Below are 15926 nucleotides of genomic sequence, written 5' to 3'. Positions count from 1 at the left end.
GATCCGTTAGATACCGACCCCGACGTGCTCAAACAACTTTTAGCTGACAAGCGATCAGAAAATACCCGCCGCGCCTATGAGAGGGACGTGAATGATTTTCTGGTGACTATGACGGGGATATCTGCCGTGCCTGACAACGTTTTGGAATTCCTGCACCTTGAGGAACGTCAAGCTGTGTCGGTGGTTTTGAAGTACAAAGCTAAGCTCATCGACAAAGGACTTAAGGAGGCCACTGTTAACCGACGGCTGGCGGCTGTTAAGTCGTTGGTGGAAATGGGCCGCAAGCTCGGCGCTTGTCACTATACGCTAGGGGACATCAAAGGGGAAAAAGTTACCAGCTACCGAGACACGACGGGAGTTGACGCTTCAACTTTTGAGCGAATCTTGCAGCAGTGCGATCGGACAACTCTGGCGGGCAAGCGAGATTATGCTCTGCTTAGACTGCTGTGGGGTAACGCGCTGCGACGCAATGAGATTAGTCAGTTGAACGTTCGAGATTTTGACCCGGCAAGTAGGACTTTGCGGATTTTCGGCAAGGGACGCGGCACTCATTCAGAAATGGTGGACTTGGGGGCGGCGACTGTGCAGGCGATCGCCGATTGGCTTGACGCTCGCGGTGGCAATTCCTCACCAGAGACTCCACTGTTTACCGCTCTCGACTTTGCTAACTCAGGGCATCGGCTCACCGGTGACGGTATCCGCAAGATTGTTGTCCGGCACAGCGAGAAAGCTGGTATCAAAAAGCAGATGAGTCCGCACCGCATCCGACACTCGGCAATTACGGCAGCCCTGGACGCGACAGACGGGAATGTGCGGAAAGTCCAAAAACTCAGCCGCCATAAGAATTTGAACACGCTGATGATTTATGACGACAACCGCGGCCGCGACCAGCAGGACGTTACTGAGTTACTTGACGGGATGTTTTAGGCGATCGCACCCTTGCCAATACTTGCCAATACTTACACTGAAGCGTAAGAATTTTACCGCGACGGAACCCTTGCTGTCACTGGGATTGGCGTAATTTTAGCAATTATTTTGAAAGTGACTTAATGGACTGTTTTGTGTGGGCGATCGGCGGCAAACGTCCATTAAGTCGAGGTTTTAATTGTTTTTAATTGTAAATTTCTCCGCGTTGGGCCCCGATTAAATACACTTTTTACACTCTTCGACACCCGCCGATCGCCCAAACAGTGTATTAAGTCGGCAATCAAAACCTCCCTAATACTGTAGCGCTCGCATAAGAAGTTATAAAAAATTATAAGAATATATCAAAAATATATCCAAATATATCGAAGCTATAACCCTGCGAAATTACTTACGTTTACTTACGTTTACTAAAAATTTTGTGACAAAAACTGACATTTTTGACATTTCCTGACAACAAAAGCTCACCAAAACTCACGAAAGCTCACCAAAATTCACCTTAATTCACGAGAACTCCGGGAAACTTACGCCGACACAAACCGATAGTTTTGTCGAAGCACATCCTCAGTCACTGCGATCGGGGTCAAGTTCCGGGTCTCATCCTTGATCCGCACGTGCCTCATGTGCCCTTCGGGTCGAGAAAGCACCTTATACCTCGTCCCGGTAGCTAATTCCCTCACTTCGAGCCCGGGCACAATATCGATCTTTTGCTGCGAGTGAATTCTTGCGGCCGTGCTGTCGAGTCGATCGCCCACCGCAGCAATTACAAAATCCTGGCCGCCGGCGCTGATGACTGTCGCTTCAAGTTGCTGGCCCCGAAAACTCAAAAATTCCATATTTATATTTCCCTTATTTTTGGCTTACAATTCGCTTAATTCCCCCTCCCATTGTACCACAAAAACGCGCTAAAAGCTAGACGGGATAAGGCTTTAGAGAAATTAACGATATCCCGATAGAGTTGCCGTGATTGCTGAGTGGCACAGGGCAAAAGTGCGATCGCAGAAACTTTAAAGTTACCCGCCAGAGGTTGCAGGTTTTAGAAAGGAATTGATAAATCAATCTCAGGCTGACTCGGTAAATCAGTTTTAGTTTTGGGTACTGGCGCTGGCATCAGAACAGGAAATTTTTCGGAGTGCGCGACAGTGATGACAACCTCGGTCTGACCGTGGGATGGCTTATCGAGAGTAATTTGATATTCCGTCTCCGTGGCATTGGAGCCGAAATCCTTCAACGTGCCTTCTCTGTCCCTGTGCAATCCTTGAATAATTTTCACCCGATCGCCTAGCTGAAACTTTTTCGGAGAATTTGTGGGAGCTGCGACCGGAGGAACTCTGAGAAGGTAGTCATCGGAGATAACTAGAGATTTTTTGGGTTTGCCACCAAGTATCTCAACCTCGGCATCAAACTTAATCTCAAAATCTCCCTTGCCCAAGTCATCCACCACAGTCGCCTTGACACCTATCAAAGTTTCTAGACCGGGATACTCTTCCGTAATTTTTACCCGATCGCCTAACTTTACCGTGCTGGATGGTGACGGATTGGGTGATGGCTGCGGTGACGGCTGCGGTGACGGGTCAGGAGTCTTTACAGATAAAGGTTTGGCATCTGGTGACTGATCGATTGATACTCCAGTGCTGGTAATTTCTTCACATCTCCTTCGATCTACCTCAATATTTTTTTCCACCCGACTATAAGCAGAATCCGTCACCGGAGCTGTAATCGGCTCTAGCTCTGGGTTCTGACCCGTCACCGTATCCGTCACCAATCCGTCACCGAATCCGTCACCGGGTTTTTCACAGCGCGATCGGAGCTCGTAGTCGTATGTCGCGATATGCCTGTCACCCTCAGTTCTCAGCCGGAGTCCTTTGATTATCTTTCCGACTTTTGTATGAACCTTTTCGACCTGCCAGCCTAAAATTGCACTCGCACACTCGATCAGGTTAGGGCTGAAATTTTTCACTGCCTGCGGTCTGTGTCCCTGATCGGAGCAATATTGGTAATAAGCCTGGTAGAGAGAATCTTGGGCATTAGGGGAATCACCGATTGCGACTTGGGCAAGTGGATCGAGAATTAACTTGTCGTTTAGGAATCCGGCGATACTATCCTCTCTAATTTTGCTTTCCCAGAACTGGGCCCCGATTTCGGGTATCTCCATCACACCACGCAAAGTATTTTCTACCCAAGCGTCATCCAGAGAAAGTAGATAATTTGTAAATGCCGCCAACTCTGGGGTGAATTCATCAATAAGACTTCGGCGAGCATTGCGGGCCACCATCGCATCAAAAGGGACGGCGATTGTGCGACGTGACATACCGCTAGAATTATCCGCGCCAAAAATAGGGAAATTTGAGGCAACTACAACCATGCCCTCGAACTTGAACTTAAACGGCTTTTTACCTTTTTCCTCAGCTCGCAACCAATCGCCACCGGTTAGCTGCTTAAATTTTCCGAGCGATCGTACACCTTTGTCCTCATCGGGAAAAACTACCAGCCGTTTGCTGTAAGCCTGTGCGACTTCAAAACGATTGGTACACCAGTCTTCTAGGGTGGTAGTGTGGCAATTTTCGATACCAATTAGTGCCATTAAGAGATGGAAAAATGTACCTTTGCCACTGCCACCGATGCCGATGAGATGGAGGAATTTTTGGATATCTGCACGGCCTTTGAGAGTAGCGGCCGCAAATGCTAGCAGCAAATTTTTGACGTGACTATTATTGTGCGTGGCAAAGTCTAGCCATTCTCGGATTTTGCCCCACTCAGCATCAACAATGGAATGCGGACGCGGTAAGCTCCAAGTAAATTTATAACCGGGTGAGTGCGGGTGTAGTTTACCTGTGGCAATTTCTAGGGCTCCATTCTGAAACGGGAGTAAGCCAGCTTTCGCCTTCCACTTTCTCTCTATTAATTCATGCCGCAAGAATCGCAACGTTGCCCCGACGTATGAAGGGGGGAGATTAATCAGCCCTTTGGATTTAATGATTTGATAGACGATCGACTCGACATACTCATCAGTCTCCGGAGCCCAGATGCCCGGTGATTCGGCTTCGTACCGATACCAGCACAGCACCTCGTTGTTGAAAGCCAATTTATCCCGATAATCTTCTGCAATCTGGCGGGCCATTGCATCGGAGCTAGGAAGTTTTGAGTTAGCCCCCTCGCCGTCAAAAGTCTCCGATTCCCAGTCCTTAAAATTGTTTGATTTGGAAAGTGCTTTCCTGAAAGCTTCTATCCCTTTTTTCTGGATCAAGTCATCCATACCTTTTGTTTCCCCATCGCTTCCCATCTCCCAGTTTCCTGTAGCGACGTACACGGGGATATTAAATTTCAAAAGTTGATGACCTAATTTTCGCTGTGCCCAAGCCACATTTGGGTTTACGGCTGCATCCGCATCAAAGGCAAAAATAAATCCAAACCCAGCGCGAGCATTTTTCTCAAGAGTGGGGATTAAGTAGCGCTTGCCCTGCACGTCATCATTTTTCCCGGTCAAGCCGTTCTCGACTCCCGTGAGTCCGATCGTTGGTAAATTGTTGCTGCATCCGGCGAGTGTTTGGAACGGCCCCTCGGTAAGCACTAAGCAAGGATGCCCATTGATCTGGTAACAAACTTGTTTTAGGTTTTCCGGCTCCCAGTAATTTTTATCTGTGGGATGGCTTGGTACGATCGCATCGCAGCCGTGGTCAGTTAGCGGCGTCCGATATTTTGGGGCCTTCTTGCTTGCCGGGTCTTTGTCACTTTTCCAAGGTTTATCGGGGCGAAGTTGACCTTGCAGAGTTTGACCGCTTATCCAGATTCCTCCTGACTTTGCCTCATATCCAAGGAGAAAACTAGCCTCTTCCTTTGTCACAGTACGGCAAGCAGCCCTTGCCCAGTCGTTAAGAAGTCCACGCGCTTGGATGTCGGCTTGATGTTTAGTGCAGAGGAAGCCTGAGTAAGTTTGAGGAGTTTTGGATAAATTCTGAGAGGATGATTGCGTGGTATACATTACACCAACCCCCCAACCGCTACAAAGCTAGCTGCACAAAATCTCCGGTTTGCTTGCGTAGTTAGGGGAGATTGTGGTAGAATTGGGAAATACTCGAAAAACGGTAAAACGGTATCCATAGCGGGGAAATTCCTAGTAGGTTGACCCGCTACACCATATATAGAGAGAGGCTTAGAAAACAGATTTGTGTTTGCTACTTGCTGTCAACTAGGGATTGACAAGTAAGTTATTATTGAAATTACTAATTTATTTTTGTTTGCTGTGCCTCTCTAAAGGTGCAGCGATTTTTTTATCTTAATGAGAGTGGAAACAATGGCTGCAAGCCCTACGCTGCAACAGATTCAGTATCTTTGAGATGCTTTTCTAAGTGCTTAATGTAGGTTTGTACTGCTTGTTTTGAAAATCGGGAAATTGACGTATCAAGTAGTTCCGCTTTGCTGAGGATTAGCTGATATTCAGCCTCAGTTACATACATCGTTACTGACCATCTCGGATATTTATCTTTTTTCATTTTTCCATCCACAGCACGAACTAACATTAAGATACTGTCGAATATACAACAGGACGACCATTTTGTGCCAACTTTTTGACGAGATTTCCTGAATTTGTGATTTCCTCAATCCTAAGAGCGATCGAAGGTTCACTCTCGGAGCGCAAAATCACAGGATGGTTTTAAGGAATTATCGGCGCGTGACCGACTGCGACTGCCTGCGAGCAATTTTCCACCCTACTTTCACTATCCGAGGTAGCAAAATTACTGCTACCAACAATAGATTTTCACTACTGCTGGTAGGACATCAAGGCATAAGAAATAAGGATTTCTTACAAATTTCTAGCAAAGCTTTCCAAGGACTTCCAAGGATTCTCAAGGATTTCCTTGAATATTTTTAAGTTTTCCTAGGCTTCCGCTTCAGTTTTGCCCACCGCCGTTGCCCCGGTTGCGTAGCTGGTTGTTGAGATACTGCCAGATGTCACGAATTTCTGTCTGAATAATTCGCATTTGCTCGCGCCATTCGTTGTTTTGTTGGGAAATTAGCCTCAGCGCTTCTTGATGGCTCCCGATTGCTGACGTTAAACCCTCAAAGCGTTGTGTCAGTCGGTCAAGCCGATCTGTCAGTCGGTCAATGGCGATTGTGTTTGCTTGGGTCTGAATCTCCAACCGTCCGATCGCCTCGGTGTTTGCCTGCTGCTGCACTGCTGTGGCTGCGAGGATTGCTTCTATTCGGTCTAGTCTGTCGGAACTGTTCATTTTAATTCTTTGCCTCCTTTGTCCTGCTTGCTGGTTTTGTTGCCGATGCGGGTTGGTTTTCTGTGGGATGCGGGCCGTCGGGGCGATCGGCGTACTTAGTAGAGCTAGAGGATTCTTGGTGAGTTTCATAAGCCTGCCGAATAAGCATTTCTATGAGGTTTGACAAGGTGCGACTTTCTGATCTCGCCCATTCCTCTAGACCGTCTTTAAGATTTGGCTCACAAGTAAATGTAATTTTCGCTTTTTTAGTAACTCCCATAAGCTCCGAAGATATTAGATATCTTCAGTAAACCTCAGAAGCTATCACCCCAACCAAAATTCAGAAAGCTTCATAAGTTATTTGACAGCTTCGGAAGCTATCTGCTACCATAACACCCATAGACGCAAAGAAGCCAGCCTCCGGCGTAAAACAGCCAGCCTGTACATCCCCGCGAGGTTGCCCAAAGCTGACTCTCAAAGCGCCTAGAACTCTTACCCCATAAGGGAAAACCGAACCATGCAAACTGAATACAGACAAACCACGCTTGCCTCAATCCAGCCACATCGCGCCGCCGTGCGGTCGGTGTTAGCCGTAGACCCCGGAAACCGTTTCACCAAATGGATTAACCAGGGTCAACTGCACTCAATCCCCTCCTATGTAAAGCCCTTGGAAGATTGGGAAGAAGCCGGCACCGATGCCCAAAGCTATGAAATCGGATTCAATGGCAAGCGCTACTTAGTCGGCCGCCTAGCTCAGATGATGGGTGGCGCTCCGGCTTTCGAGGCTGGCAAGGCTGATTTAGCTCATCTGCTGATTTTGCCCGCGCTGGTTTCCGATTCCCCGCAGCGGATCGAACGGCTGGTAATTCCCACGCCGGATTCTCGCAATCAGCAGACGATCGCCAAACTGAAGGAACTCGAAACGACGATCGAATTCAGCATCAACGGCCACGACTGTCTTACAACTGTCAGACAAGTGGTGGCTGTTGATGAATGCCGCGGTGCATACGATTTGGCACTAGGTCGATCAATGTGGCGTTACCCGCAGAACCCCAACGGTATTTTAGATATTGGTGGTGGAACTGCGATCGCCCGACTGTTTGCACCCGGTGGTGGACTTCTACGGGATGCCGATATTGTCTTACCGGGAACGTCTTACGTTGCTCAGAGACTAGCAGCAGCCATCCTTCCCCGACTGGGTAGTACGGCTGATGCTGGAATGTTGATGGATGCGATCGCAAGTGGGCATCTGGTTTATGGGAGCACCGACATCGACTTCTCACGGGAATTTGTGGCGGTGCGTGACGCCTGGACTGCCGACATCCGCGCCAAACTCAAAGCGAACTGGGCAAAGTACCTTCCCTCGCTTGGTGAATTGGTCATTATCGGCGGCTCTGCCAGCCTCTTGCAGCCCATGTGTGAAGCTTCCAAAGGTCGCTTTAAGGTTGCCCCCAAACCCCAATTTTTCAACCTCTACGGACTTTCTAAGGAGTAAAACCCAATGGCCCAAACACGCGCCGTCATGCCCCAGAAATTCTTGCCCCTAGCTGATGAGCTTTTGGAAACTACCGGAGTCCCCGACTATTCCAGCCTCATCAGTGTATTGCTGAGTCGCTACGGCAAGCACCTTCTCAACACGTGGGAGATTGCCAATTGCCCCGGCCCGATCGCCCCTGCGACGGCATCGCCGGAACCGACAGCAGCCGAAACCTTTACCCCGATGGAGTTTTGAGCATGACAAACCCGACCGCTTCGGAGATTGTTTTTAAGCACATTTGGACAAACCCTGCGATTTTTCTTGAGGTGCTTAACAACGCCGCGCCAGAACAGCGGGAGGCAGTGTTGACTTACCTCCAAACCTTGCCAGAAGTTGACCACCAGCAAACTAACCCATCTGAGGAAGCGAATGATGATGACCGATGATGACCTAACCCCGATCGACCTCTCTGATTTCTGGGATACCGATGATGACGACGACGTATCCATAGTGCCGATGATCGAACCCGATTACATCAAGCGCCACATTGATCGGATTCCCAAGTACGGCGACAATTCTCGCTGGCGACTGGCTTCCTATCTCGATATGTTTGAAGACTTGAATGACGACGGCTCGCTGACGCCCGAACAGCGCCAAGCTGTAGACAACTTTGCGATCGGCTATCAGTATCAAGCCCAGACCGAGCCAGATTCCGAAATGGACTTCCCTGAGTGCCAGTATGTAGCGCTCGGCCTCGACTTAGGAAGTGCGATCGAACTGGGAGACAGTTGGCGGCGCGGTGAATGCTTGCCAGATATCGGACATCCGGCGGGCGATCGACTGACAGCCAGACTGAACCAAATGCAAAACCGACGGGACGCTCTGCAAAAGTAACCCGCCGGCCTCACAAACCATCCCCTAGCTCACGCTGGGGGATTTTAGCTAACACCGTCTAAGGAGAATTTTATCAGATGATCCAAAATTTCAGAGTAGCGCAAACACCCGGCGCTGCAAAGGTAAGAAAATCGTTTAACTACGAGTCCGGCCCACTGACACCGGAGATGGTTCACGAAGCCGCCAGAGAAGCAAAGATTCTGGATCTACAGAAGCAGCTCCGAACAGCCTACAATCGCCACCACACAAAGATTCGAGCCAATACGGTAGAGGTTGAAAGGCTGACTCTAGAAGCGATCGAGAACGGCCTCACGGACACATTGCAGATCGACAAATATGTAAATAAAGCGATTGCTGCGAGTGCCAACTATGACCAAAATATCATCAATTTGCAGCAGCAGTTGCAACACGAATTAGGGTTGATAAAGGTCAAGGGGGCATCCACGCAAACCTTACAAAACGCTGATTTCCGGCAACGGCTGCTATTGATAAAAGCCAACCATCAGGCAAAAGGACAGATTCAAGAAAGCAGCTTTTCTCAATCCCTTAAGGCTATCCAAGCATCACCCCAGAGAGCCATCGCGCAACAACAAAACCGGGCAAACTTCACGAACTACATAAACGCCAAAGACTTCGATCCAATCCCCGCAGTAGGTGGCAATTCCGGCGGTAGCAGTCCGATCGCCGGTGGCGGTGGCAAAGGCTTTTTAGGCGGCCTCTTTGACTTCTTCTCAGGCAAACAGTAAACACTCGCAGCGGGTCACACCGGCCCGCTTTTTTGTATGTATCAAGGTGAATTTGACGCTTCTGAATATGACTATTTAGGCTTAGGGACTCCCCAGCAAACCGAACAGCAACAACAGAAAACTGACGAGATTAGTGGTATCGAAAGATTCTGGAACCTGACCGGGAACTGGGGGGAATTTGGCAGTTACTTCGGTGCTGGCTTGTCTGCATCGCTTGTTGTGCGGGCGATTCCGGCGATGATTCCTGCTGCTGTAATCTTTTTTCCCGTGATATCTCTCGGAGTGGGCATTTACAGTTTGAGCGTTGACGGCCCCTCTAAAGTTCGATCGCACCTTATCCTAATGGCGATCGGCACGGCTCTGCTCTCCGGTAATTGGGATGCTTGGACAGCGTGGATTGTTGCTAATAGTCAGCTACTGATTTTTAGCCTTGTCTTGACCGTGGTTACTGCCTGTTTTGTTGCTGTTCAAATTTGGAGCAAGTTGAGCAATGCTGGAAAATAAGAATCAGGCAATTGTGTCAGGACTGCTGGCTATCAGCATCACAGGGTTTGTGGGTGCGACTGCCCTCCAATTCAACGATCGGATTGAGTACAGAATAGGCAACCGCATAGAGTCTAATCCTGCATGGCTAGTACCGCCAAAGGCAGAATTTAAAGGCTTAGAGCGTGGTTACGGCGGCATCAAGATTACTCTTGCCCTACTGGCTACCGGGGCAAGCATAGCGATGATGCTCCTAGCCCGCAAAGAAGGGGAGCTAGAGCCCATGAGGCAACGAATCAAGGCTTATAAAAAGCAAGCTTTGGAATTCAATCATGCTGCCGAAGCTGCTTACCAAATGGCCGGCACTCAGATGCGCTACAAAAAGCTTGCTCAGGCCGAGGAACAAGCCTTTGAAGATGAACTGGAAACTGCCTACTGCGAATCACTTGGTATCAATCCGCATGAACAGCAAGCGATGCTCACAGGTACAACGACGCTCGCCAGCGTTGCGAACCCCTCGGATAAAGTAGAGGCAACAACAACATCGGCGATCGAACCCGATCGAACAACCGGGCCCCAAATTCCCCAGCTTACTTGGTATCCCTCGGTGCTAGTTTATGGCGCCCCTGGTTCTGGTAAAACTTTTTTTTCTGAAGAGGAAGTACAAAAAAGATTAGCAGCAGGACACAAAGTAATAGTTTTAGATCCACACGCTGCTTACGGTGCTTGGCAAGGTTGTGAAGTAATTGGCGGGGGTATGAATTACGAAGCCATTGATGCAAAACTGGCATGGTTCACATCCGAGATTAAACAACGCTATGAACGTGTGCAAAACGAGCCTAATCCTACATTCCAACCACTTACTTTTGTGTGCGACGAATTCACTCATTGGGGAAGTAAATGCGAAAACTCTGCTGCCTTCTTTGAAGAAATAGTAACCGATATCCGCAAAGTAGAAATGCTGGCAATTATTATCAGCCACACGCGCACCTTGGCGGGATTGGCTAATGCTAAAGGCTTTTCTAAGCTCAGAGATGAAGCACTACTAGAAATTGAAATACTAGGTAATCAAGACCCTAAAACAGGACGTGCTACTCCCAGATTTGAAGCTTTAGTAAAATTACCTGGTCAACCTTTAAATGATAGAATGTTTGTCAGGTTAGAGCAAAAGCCTAGGCAACAAAAAAACCTTTTCACTTCTGTCCACAATCAAGATTGTAGTTTCCCGATACAACCGATTCCCAATTCTGAATATTTAGAGCGAGCGTGGGGGATGGAGTTCGATTTAGGGCAGAAAACCTCACAAGACAGTCTGGCAGACGGTAAAGACAAAAACGCTAGTCTGAGAGATGGCGAATCGCTGTCTGTCTCACAAGACAACGTGTCTGGCTTTGTTTGGACTGTTCGGCGCTGCCACGAATTCTACCCGAACGTCACTCCTGAGCAGCTTTTTGAGTCTGTGTCTGTTGCTGCTGAAAGTGGAGAATCTGTGCGGAATATCATCAAAAATATTCTCAAGTGCTACGGAGGCAATGACCATAAAACTCGTAGCTACTCCCAACATGGGCAAACTCTGCTGCGATGGTTAATTGCGAATTACGACAACGGTTCAATTGCAGCATTACCAGAAATTCAAAAGTTTCTTAGTAATGAGTAAAGTTGATGTTGTTACAATAAACTAAAAATAGGCATAAAGCAATGAACAATACGGCATTTCGCGTAATACAGTCACCCCAACCTGGATACGTTTACCTCATTAGCGCTGTCGGCACAGGCAAATTCAAGATTGGCAAAACGTCTACATCTGTAGAGTCTAGAATTGCCCAACTACAAACAGGATGCCCAATCAAAATTAGATACGTTTACCACGCTTTCGTGGAGGACATCAATAAAGCTGAAAAAGATTTACACTTAGCCTTTAAACAATTTCGCAAGATAGGAGAATGGTTTACGTTGCAACTTGATGACATTAAAGAATGTATAACCCTAATGCGGTTAGTCCAGATTGATGAGACAGCATTTTTACTGCCTCAACAAAAAGACGAAGAATTAGATGATTTACCAAAGTGTGTTGAAGCTGCGGAAAGAGAAATAGAAATAACTTGTTTTACTGCATCAAATCTTTCGCGACAGGTAGCCAAAGATTTGATTGAAAAACTCAAAAACGACGCAAAACTTAACCAAACAGAAATTATTCAAAGTTTGTGGGAGTGCAAGAAGGGCGGATCGAAGGCATGGACAGAGGCTTATGCTCAATACAAAGAATTGATGGGAGAGTAACCAAATGAACCCAAATCTTAACCAGCAAATTATCTCGCTCATCCCCGCCGGATTCTCGCAGGAAGCACAGGAAATTATCGCAGCAATGACGATCGAAACCTACTCCGAAGCCATAGATTTAAGTAGGCAAGTAGAGGATGCTGTCGAGCGTTTTGAGGCTGAATATCCCCCACTATCTGTATGCCCTCGGTGTGATGGTGGCGGGTGCAGCTACTGTGATTTTGATGGGGTGTATAATCCCGATGAAAAAGAGCCGGACGGTACAAATTGATGATTAAATCTTCCCGCACCTTCCTCATATCGGTACACCCGCGCTGGGCAAGAGCCTTCTTTCTCTCCCACAATCCAAAGACGATCGAACTCCGTAAGGGCAATTTTGGAGCCTCTCTAAAACCGGGCGATAATATTGCAATTTACGCCACGATGCCAGTTGCTGAACTGCTAGGAATTGTCCGGGTTTTGAAGCGTGAGAGACTACCGCTCGATCGACTGTGGCGGGCATCGGAGCAAGGCAAACTGGCAAAAGTATCGCGCCAACAGTTCGAGACTTACTACAACAATCAGGAATCCGGTATTGGGGTTTGGGTTGCGGCCCCCAAACTCTTCCCCAGTCCGATCGCCCTTCCTAAACTTCGGCAAAACTTTGGTCAGCGCTGGCAACCCCCGCAGCAGATTCAGCGGCTAACCCATGAACAGATAGCCGCACTGAATATCGATCTCTGAACATTGCCAACATAAACGAGCGCTACGTTGTTGAAGGTAACTTGATATCGTAGCGCTGATAACTGACTAATAACTGATGACTGATAATCAAAACCCAAAACCTATGAATTCAGATAGCCAAGAACTCGAACAGTTAAAAAAACGTGTTGCTGCTCTGGAAGCTATTATGCAAACCTACGGGCTTGTACAAGAAAACCAACCAATTAAAATAGCGGCGATCGCGCTAGGTCAGTCTGAATGGACGCTTAGAAAAATAGTTCATCAAGCGCGGCTGAATCCTTCAAAACATCGGGCTAAACTTGGCACTCATTACAGTTTTAATGGCAACAGAATACTTATCAATGTAGTCGCGTGGGAGAGGGATATTAAAGCAATCCCTCCTGAAAATCGGTGATTTTAGCTTAACCAAACGAGAAGCCCCTGGAACAACACCAGGGGCTTCTTTTTTGGGATGTGTCGCCGCTGCGTTGTAACGACAAACCTATTTTACCGAGCGCCCCCAACACTCAGAGCCGCTATAATTCGGAGATGGGCATTAGGTATGAATAGCACCCTTACCAATTACCAATTACGAATTACCCCGACTTGAACTCCCCGGCATCGTGTCGGGGTTTTGTTTGGGCGATCGCACATTCATAAGCGCCCCGCCCTGATTGCTTCTGCTCTATCCTCAGCCTTTTTGCGCTCCATCCATTCTTGCCAGCATTCATCGGCAAAAGCTTTGAGTTCTTTCTCTAGGGCTGACCAGTCGATGCCGTCTTTGGGGAAACCATCAACCCATACATTTATCGGCTGCCCGATGGAGTCGTAGAACTGTTCGCACAAACTGTCGGCATCGCTTATTCCCGGCATATCCGGGATATTCTCATCAGGCGGGATGCGCCCCCGCAGGCATGCAGCGAGTTTTGCTTTCTCTCCATCCATCCATTGCTCAAATTGTTTATTCATCATCGCTACCTCCCAAGATTTCTAAAATTTCCGCAACATCTGCTAACTCTGCCTTAGATTTCTTACGCCGCCCCTTTAACTGGTTGAGCAAGTCGGCTGGCTCTGGTAGTTCGCTGGTAGTGGCTGGCTGCTGTTGTTTGTAAGTTTCTAGCTCAGCTTGCAAGTTGCCTATCTCTAACCTCAAGGCTGACTCTTTGGGATTAGGCTTCAGACTGAATCCCCGCTCCAATTCCCGAATTTTGTCATTTTGCTTGAGGATAGTTGCTTTGGCATCGGCGAGTTCAGCCCTCGCGTCGCTCAATTCTTGCTGCCAGCGTGCCTTTAGAACTTCCAACGCCCTTCCCTCGCGGTGAACCTCTGCCGCAGCTTCCTTAGCCTCTTTTTTGAATTGGGCAAGATCTTCTCGATCGGCTGCCACTGCTGCAAATTCTGCATCTCGATCGGCAATCTGAGATTCTAGATTTTGGATTTTAGATTCTAGCTGCTGTATCTCGCTTTCTAATTTCCACTCACGCTCTCTCCCGTCTGCAATGATCGAACCCTGTGTAGCGTGGCTTTCCTGCAATTTTGCCAGCTCTTGCTTGAGCGATTCATTCTCCATCTGCGATCGCACTTCCTGCAATTCCTGCGGCCTGAGTGAGTCTGCGGGCGATGCACTCAGGCCGCGAACTCCCCCAGCTCGGCTTTCAGTTGTTCGATCGCATTCAAGAGAGGCTGTGTCTTACTGTCAACTATCGCTGTAATACGTTTTTCTAGCAAGCTGTCTGACAAGTTTTGTCTTACTTCAGACGGCTGCTGTCTGGTTTCTGTGGGTGCGGGTAAGACAACCGCGCCGTTAGACAGCGCCTCGATGCCGGCCCGCACAATATCCATTAAAGTCTTGCTTCGATCGCACCCGTGCTTTGTTGCATCGCTGGGGTGGCGCTCTTGTCCTATCGCGTCGATCGCTGCTAGCACTTCATCGGGACAGCGAAAAGTTAGTGATGTTGATGCCATTTGTTTTACCTCGGTCTTACGTGTATGACACTATCGTATAACACTTTCTACAGTTTGTATGACATATAAGCAAAATGTGTTAGACATCTACTTGTCATACATCCTGCTTATGTCTAACAAATTAGTCATACAACCGCTTGACACCTGTCTAACAAAACTGCCATAATGTAAGACATAGAGGTAAGACAAGCTTGCCCAAACAAAACAAACCACCGCCCAAAGTTTCTCAGGCCATAGGCGGTGGCTAGCCCCTAACAGGACATAACCATGAACGTAACACAGACTGCCACAACGATCGACACCCCCGCACCCGCATCTTTCACCTGTGCCGAATGCCCGTTTGCCCGACACATCGACGGCAACCGCTACTGCTGCCAAGTCAGCCAAACAGCCTCCGACGTAAAACGCGGCCACTGGGAAGCCACAATATCTTGCTACGAAGCACTGGCCGCAGCAGAAGCCGAAAAACTCGCCGCAGAAACTGAAGCGCCGATCGCCCAACCCGACACAACCGAACAAACTTTGATCGCCCAAGCAACACCCGCAACAGTCGCAGCAGTCGCAGCACCGACACCCGCAGCAACCGCAACAGTCGCCGCCGGCCCCGATGATGAACCCCCACACCGAGGGGATAACGGACGCGGGCGAGTGCTGCCAATTTTGAACATCAATCGCCAAGTTAAAGTTCAGCCGATCGCACCCAAGAAACTCCTGCCGTCCCTGGTCGCAGTAAAACGTATTACTTCTGATATCCCGGCAAGCAATTTCGATCAATTTGATTTAGAGGTCGCTGGGGAGTTGAGCTTGGCGATCGGCGGCTTCATCATTCCCCCGGTGCTGGTGCGAGATAACAGCGGGTACAAAGTTATCAGCGGCCACTTTCAATATCACGCCGCAGTTCTGGCACGGCGGTTGAACCCACGGGCCGGCGAAACAATTCCGGCGATCGTCCTCGAAAGTGAAAATCAAGCGACAGCCTCAGCCATGCTCAAGATGCTGAAGTTCGCCGCCTAGATACCGCAGCCCCATCTGCTTTTGTCTGGATGGGGCCCCTTTTTGGGTTAGTGTTCGCGTAAACATTCATTATCAAGACCGTAAAATGAATAAAATTGAAACCTCGATCGTCACCCTCAATGCTTCCCTCGATGCCAAAATTGAGAGGTACTTCGATCCGTTAGATACCGACCCCGACGTGCTCAAACAACTTTTAGCTGACAAGCGATCAGAAAATACCCGCCGCGCCTA

21 protein-coding genes are annotated in these 15926 nt (G+C 48.5%); 13 read left to right on the top strand and 8 right to left on the bottom strand.

All coding sequences use genetic code 11. The features are described from left to right. On the top strand, positions 1-927 hold a 927-nt coding region (locus QUB77_RS30380; protein ID WP_333323698.1), incomplete at its 5' end, for a tyrosine-type recombinase/integrase. A gap of 521 nt (positions 928-1448) precedes the next feature. Here QUB77_RS30380 and QUB77_RS30375 read toward each other — a convergent pair. The 5 genes from QUB77_RS30375 to QUB77_RS30355 form a co-directional block, all read right to left on the bottom strand. Continuing rightward, on the bottom strand, positions 1449-1760 hold the full coding sequence (locus QUB77_RS30375; RefSeq protein WP_333296214.1) for a hypothetical protein: 312 nt from the start codon (positions 1758-1760) through the stop codon (positions 1449-1451). Between the two features lie 200 nt (positions 1761-1960). Continuing rightward, complete coding sequence (locus tag QUB77_RS30370) at positions 1961-4906, bottom strand: phage/plasmid primase, P4 family (protein WP_333180740.1); 2946 nt, start codon at positions 4904-4906, stop codon at positions 1961-1963. 325 nt (positions 4907-5231) lie between these two features. Then, complete coding sequence (locus QUB77_RS30365; RefSeq protein ID WP_333180720.1) at positions 5232-5444, bottom strand: hypothetical protein; 213 nt, start codon at positions 5442-5444, stop codon at positions 5232-5234. Between the two features lie 372 nt (positions 5445-5816). Further along, positions 5817-6155: a hypothetical protein gene (locus QUB77_RS30360; protein WP_333180721.1), complete on the bottom strand. Its 339-nt coding sequence runs from the start codon at positions 6153-6155 to the stop codon at positions 5817-5819. Position 6156: 1 nt separating this feature from the next. Beyond that, positions 6157-6414 (bottom strand): ribbon-helix-helix domain-containing protein, encoded by a 258-nt coding sequence (locus tag QUB77_RS30355; RefSeq protein ID WP_333180722.1) that lies wholly within the window; start codon positions 6412-6414, stop codon positions 6157-6159. Positions 6415-6651: 237 nt separating this feature from the next. On the opposite strand from QUB77_RS30355, the gene QUB77_RS30350 reads away from it, so the two are divergent. The 11 genes from QUB77_RS30350 (at position 6652) to QUB77_RS30300 (ending at position 13131) form a co-directional block, all read left to right on the top strand. Continuing rightward, the gene (locus QUB77_RS30350; protein WP_333180723.1) at positions 6652-7629 is read left to right on the top strand and encodes a ParM/StbA family protein; all 978 of its coding nucleotides are present in this window, start codon (positions 6652-6654) and stop codon (positions 7627-7629) included. 6 nt (positions 7630-7635) lie between these two features. Next, entirely contained in the window at positions 7636-7866 is a 231-nt protein-coding gene (locus tag QUB77_RS30345) for a hypothetical protein (RefSeq protein WP_333180724.1), read from the top strand. A 2-nt stretch (positions 7867-7868) separates the two neighbouring features. Continuing rightward, entirely contained in the window at positions 7869-8057 is a 189-nt protein-coding gene (locus QUB77_RS30340) for a hypothetical protein (RefSeq protein ID WP_333180725.1), read from the top strand. Then, positions 8041-8505, top strand: a complete 465-nt coding sequence (locus QUB77_RS30335; RefSeq protein ID WP_333180726.1) for a hypothetical protein — start codon at positions 8041-8043, stop codon at positions 8503-8505. The genes QUB77_RS30340 and QUB77_RS30335 overlap by 17 nt, the downstream gene beginning before the upstream one ends. 77 nt (positions 8506-8582) lie before the next feature. Further along, a complete protein-coding gene (locus QUB77_RS30330) occupies positions 8583-9251 on the top strand; it encodes a hypothetical protein (RefSeq protein ID WP_333180727.1) in 669 nt (222 codons plus the stop codon). 36 nt (positions 9252-9287) lie between these two features. Further along, positions 9288-9755, top strand: a complete 468-nt coding sequence (locus QUB77_RS30325; protein ID WP_333180728.1) for a hypothetical protein — start codon at positions 9288-9290, stop codon at positions 9753-9755. After that, positions 9742-11391 carry a type IV secretory system conjugative DNA transfer family protein gene (locus tag QUB77_RS30320; protein ID WP_333180729.1) on the top strand — a complete coding sequence of 550 codons (1650 nt, stop codon included), beginning with the start codon at positions 9742-9744 and terminating at the stop codon, positions 11389-11391. Before QUB77_RS30325 ends, QUB77_RS30320 begins: the two co-directional genes overlap by 14 nt. Before the next feature lie 41 nt (positions 11392-11432). Beyond that, entirely contained in the window at positions 11433-12014 is a 582-nt protein-coding gene (locus tag QUB77_RS30315; RefSeq protein ID WP_333180730.1) for a GIY-YIG nuclease family protein, read from the top strand. 4 nt (positions 12015-12018) lie between these two features. Beyond that, positions 12019-12285: a hypothetical protein gene (locus QUB77_RS30310; protein WP_333180731.1), complete on the top strand. Its 267-nt coding sequence runs from the start codon at positions 12019-12021 to the stop codon at positions 12283-12285. Beyond that, complete coding sequence (locus QUB77_RS30305) at positions 12285-12737, top strand: hypothetical protein (protein WP_333180732.1); 453 nt, start codon at positions 12285-12287, stop codon at positions 12735-12737. The genes QUB77_RS30310 and QUB77_RS30305 overlap by 1 nt, the downstream gene beginning before the upstream one ends. A 103-nt stretch (positions 12738-12840) precedes the next feature. After that, positions 12841-13131 carry a hypothetical protein gene (locus tag QUB77_RS30300; protein WP_333180733.1) on the top strand — a complete coding sequence of 97 codons (291 nt, stop codon included), beginning with the start codon at positions 12841-12843 and terminating at the stop codon, positions 13129-13131. 239 nt (positions 13132-13370) lie between these two features. Here QUB77_RS30300 and QUB77_RS30295 read toward each other — a convergent pair whose 3' ends face one another. The 3 genes from QUB77_RS30295 to QUB77_RS30285 are packed head-to-tail and all read right to left on the bottom strand — an operon-like array spanning position 13371 to position 14681. Next, on the bottom strand, positions 13371-13688 hold the full coding sequence (locus tag QUB77_RS30295) for a hypothetical protein (protein WP_333180734.1): 318 nt from the start codon (positions 13686-13688) through the stop codon (positions 13371-13373). Continuing rightward, the gene (locus QUB77_RS30290) at positions 13678-14286 is read right to left on the bottom strand and encodes a hypothetical protein (RefSeq protein ID WP_333180735.1); all 609 of its coding nucleotides are present in this window, start codon (positions 14284-14286) and stop codon (positions 13678-13680) included. The genes QUB77_RS30295 and QUB77_RS30290 overlap by 11 nt, the downstream gene beginning before the upstream one ends. A gap of 56 nt (positions 14287-14342) precedes the next feature. Further along, positions 14343-14681 (bottom strand): hypothetical protein, encoded by a 339-nt coding sequence (locus QUB77_RS30285; RefSeq protein WP_333180736.1) that lies wholly within the window; start codon positions 14679-14681, stop codon positions 14343-14345. Positions 14682-14948: 267 nt separating this feature from the next. On the opposite strand from QUB77_RS30285, the gene QUB77_RS30280 reads away from it, so the two are divergent. Continuing rightward, positions 14949-15695, top strand: coding sequence for a hypothetical protein (locus QUB77_RS30280; RefSeq protein WP_333180737.1), 747 nt, complete (start codon positions 14949-14951; stop codon positions 15693-15695). The last annotated feature ends 231 nt before the right edge of the window (positions 15696-15926 follow it).

The organism is Microcoleus sp. AT9b-C3, assembly GCF_036705485.1.
In the GTDB taxonomy this organism is placed as follows: Bacteria; Cyanobacteriota; Cyanobacteriia; order Cyanobacteriales; family Microcoleaceae; genus Microcoleus.
This window is presented reverse-complemented; position numbering and strand designations above follow the sequence as displayed.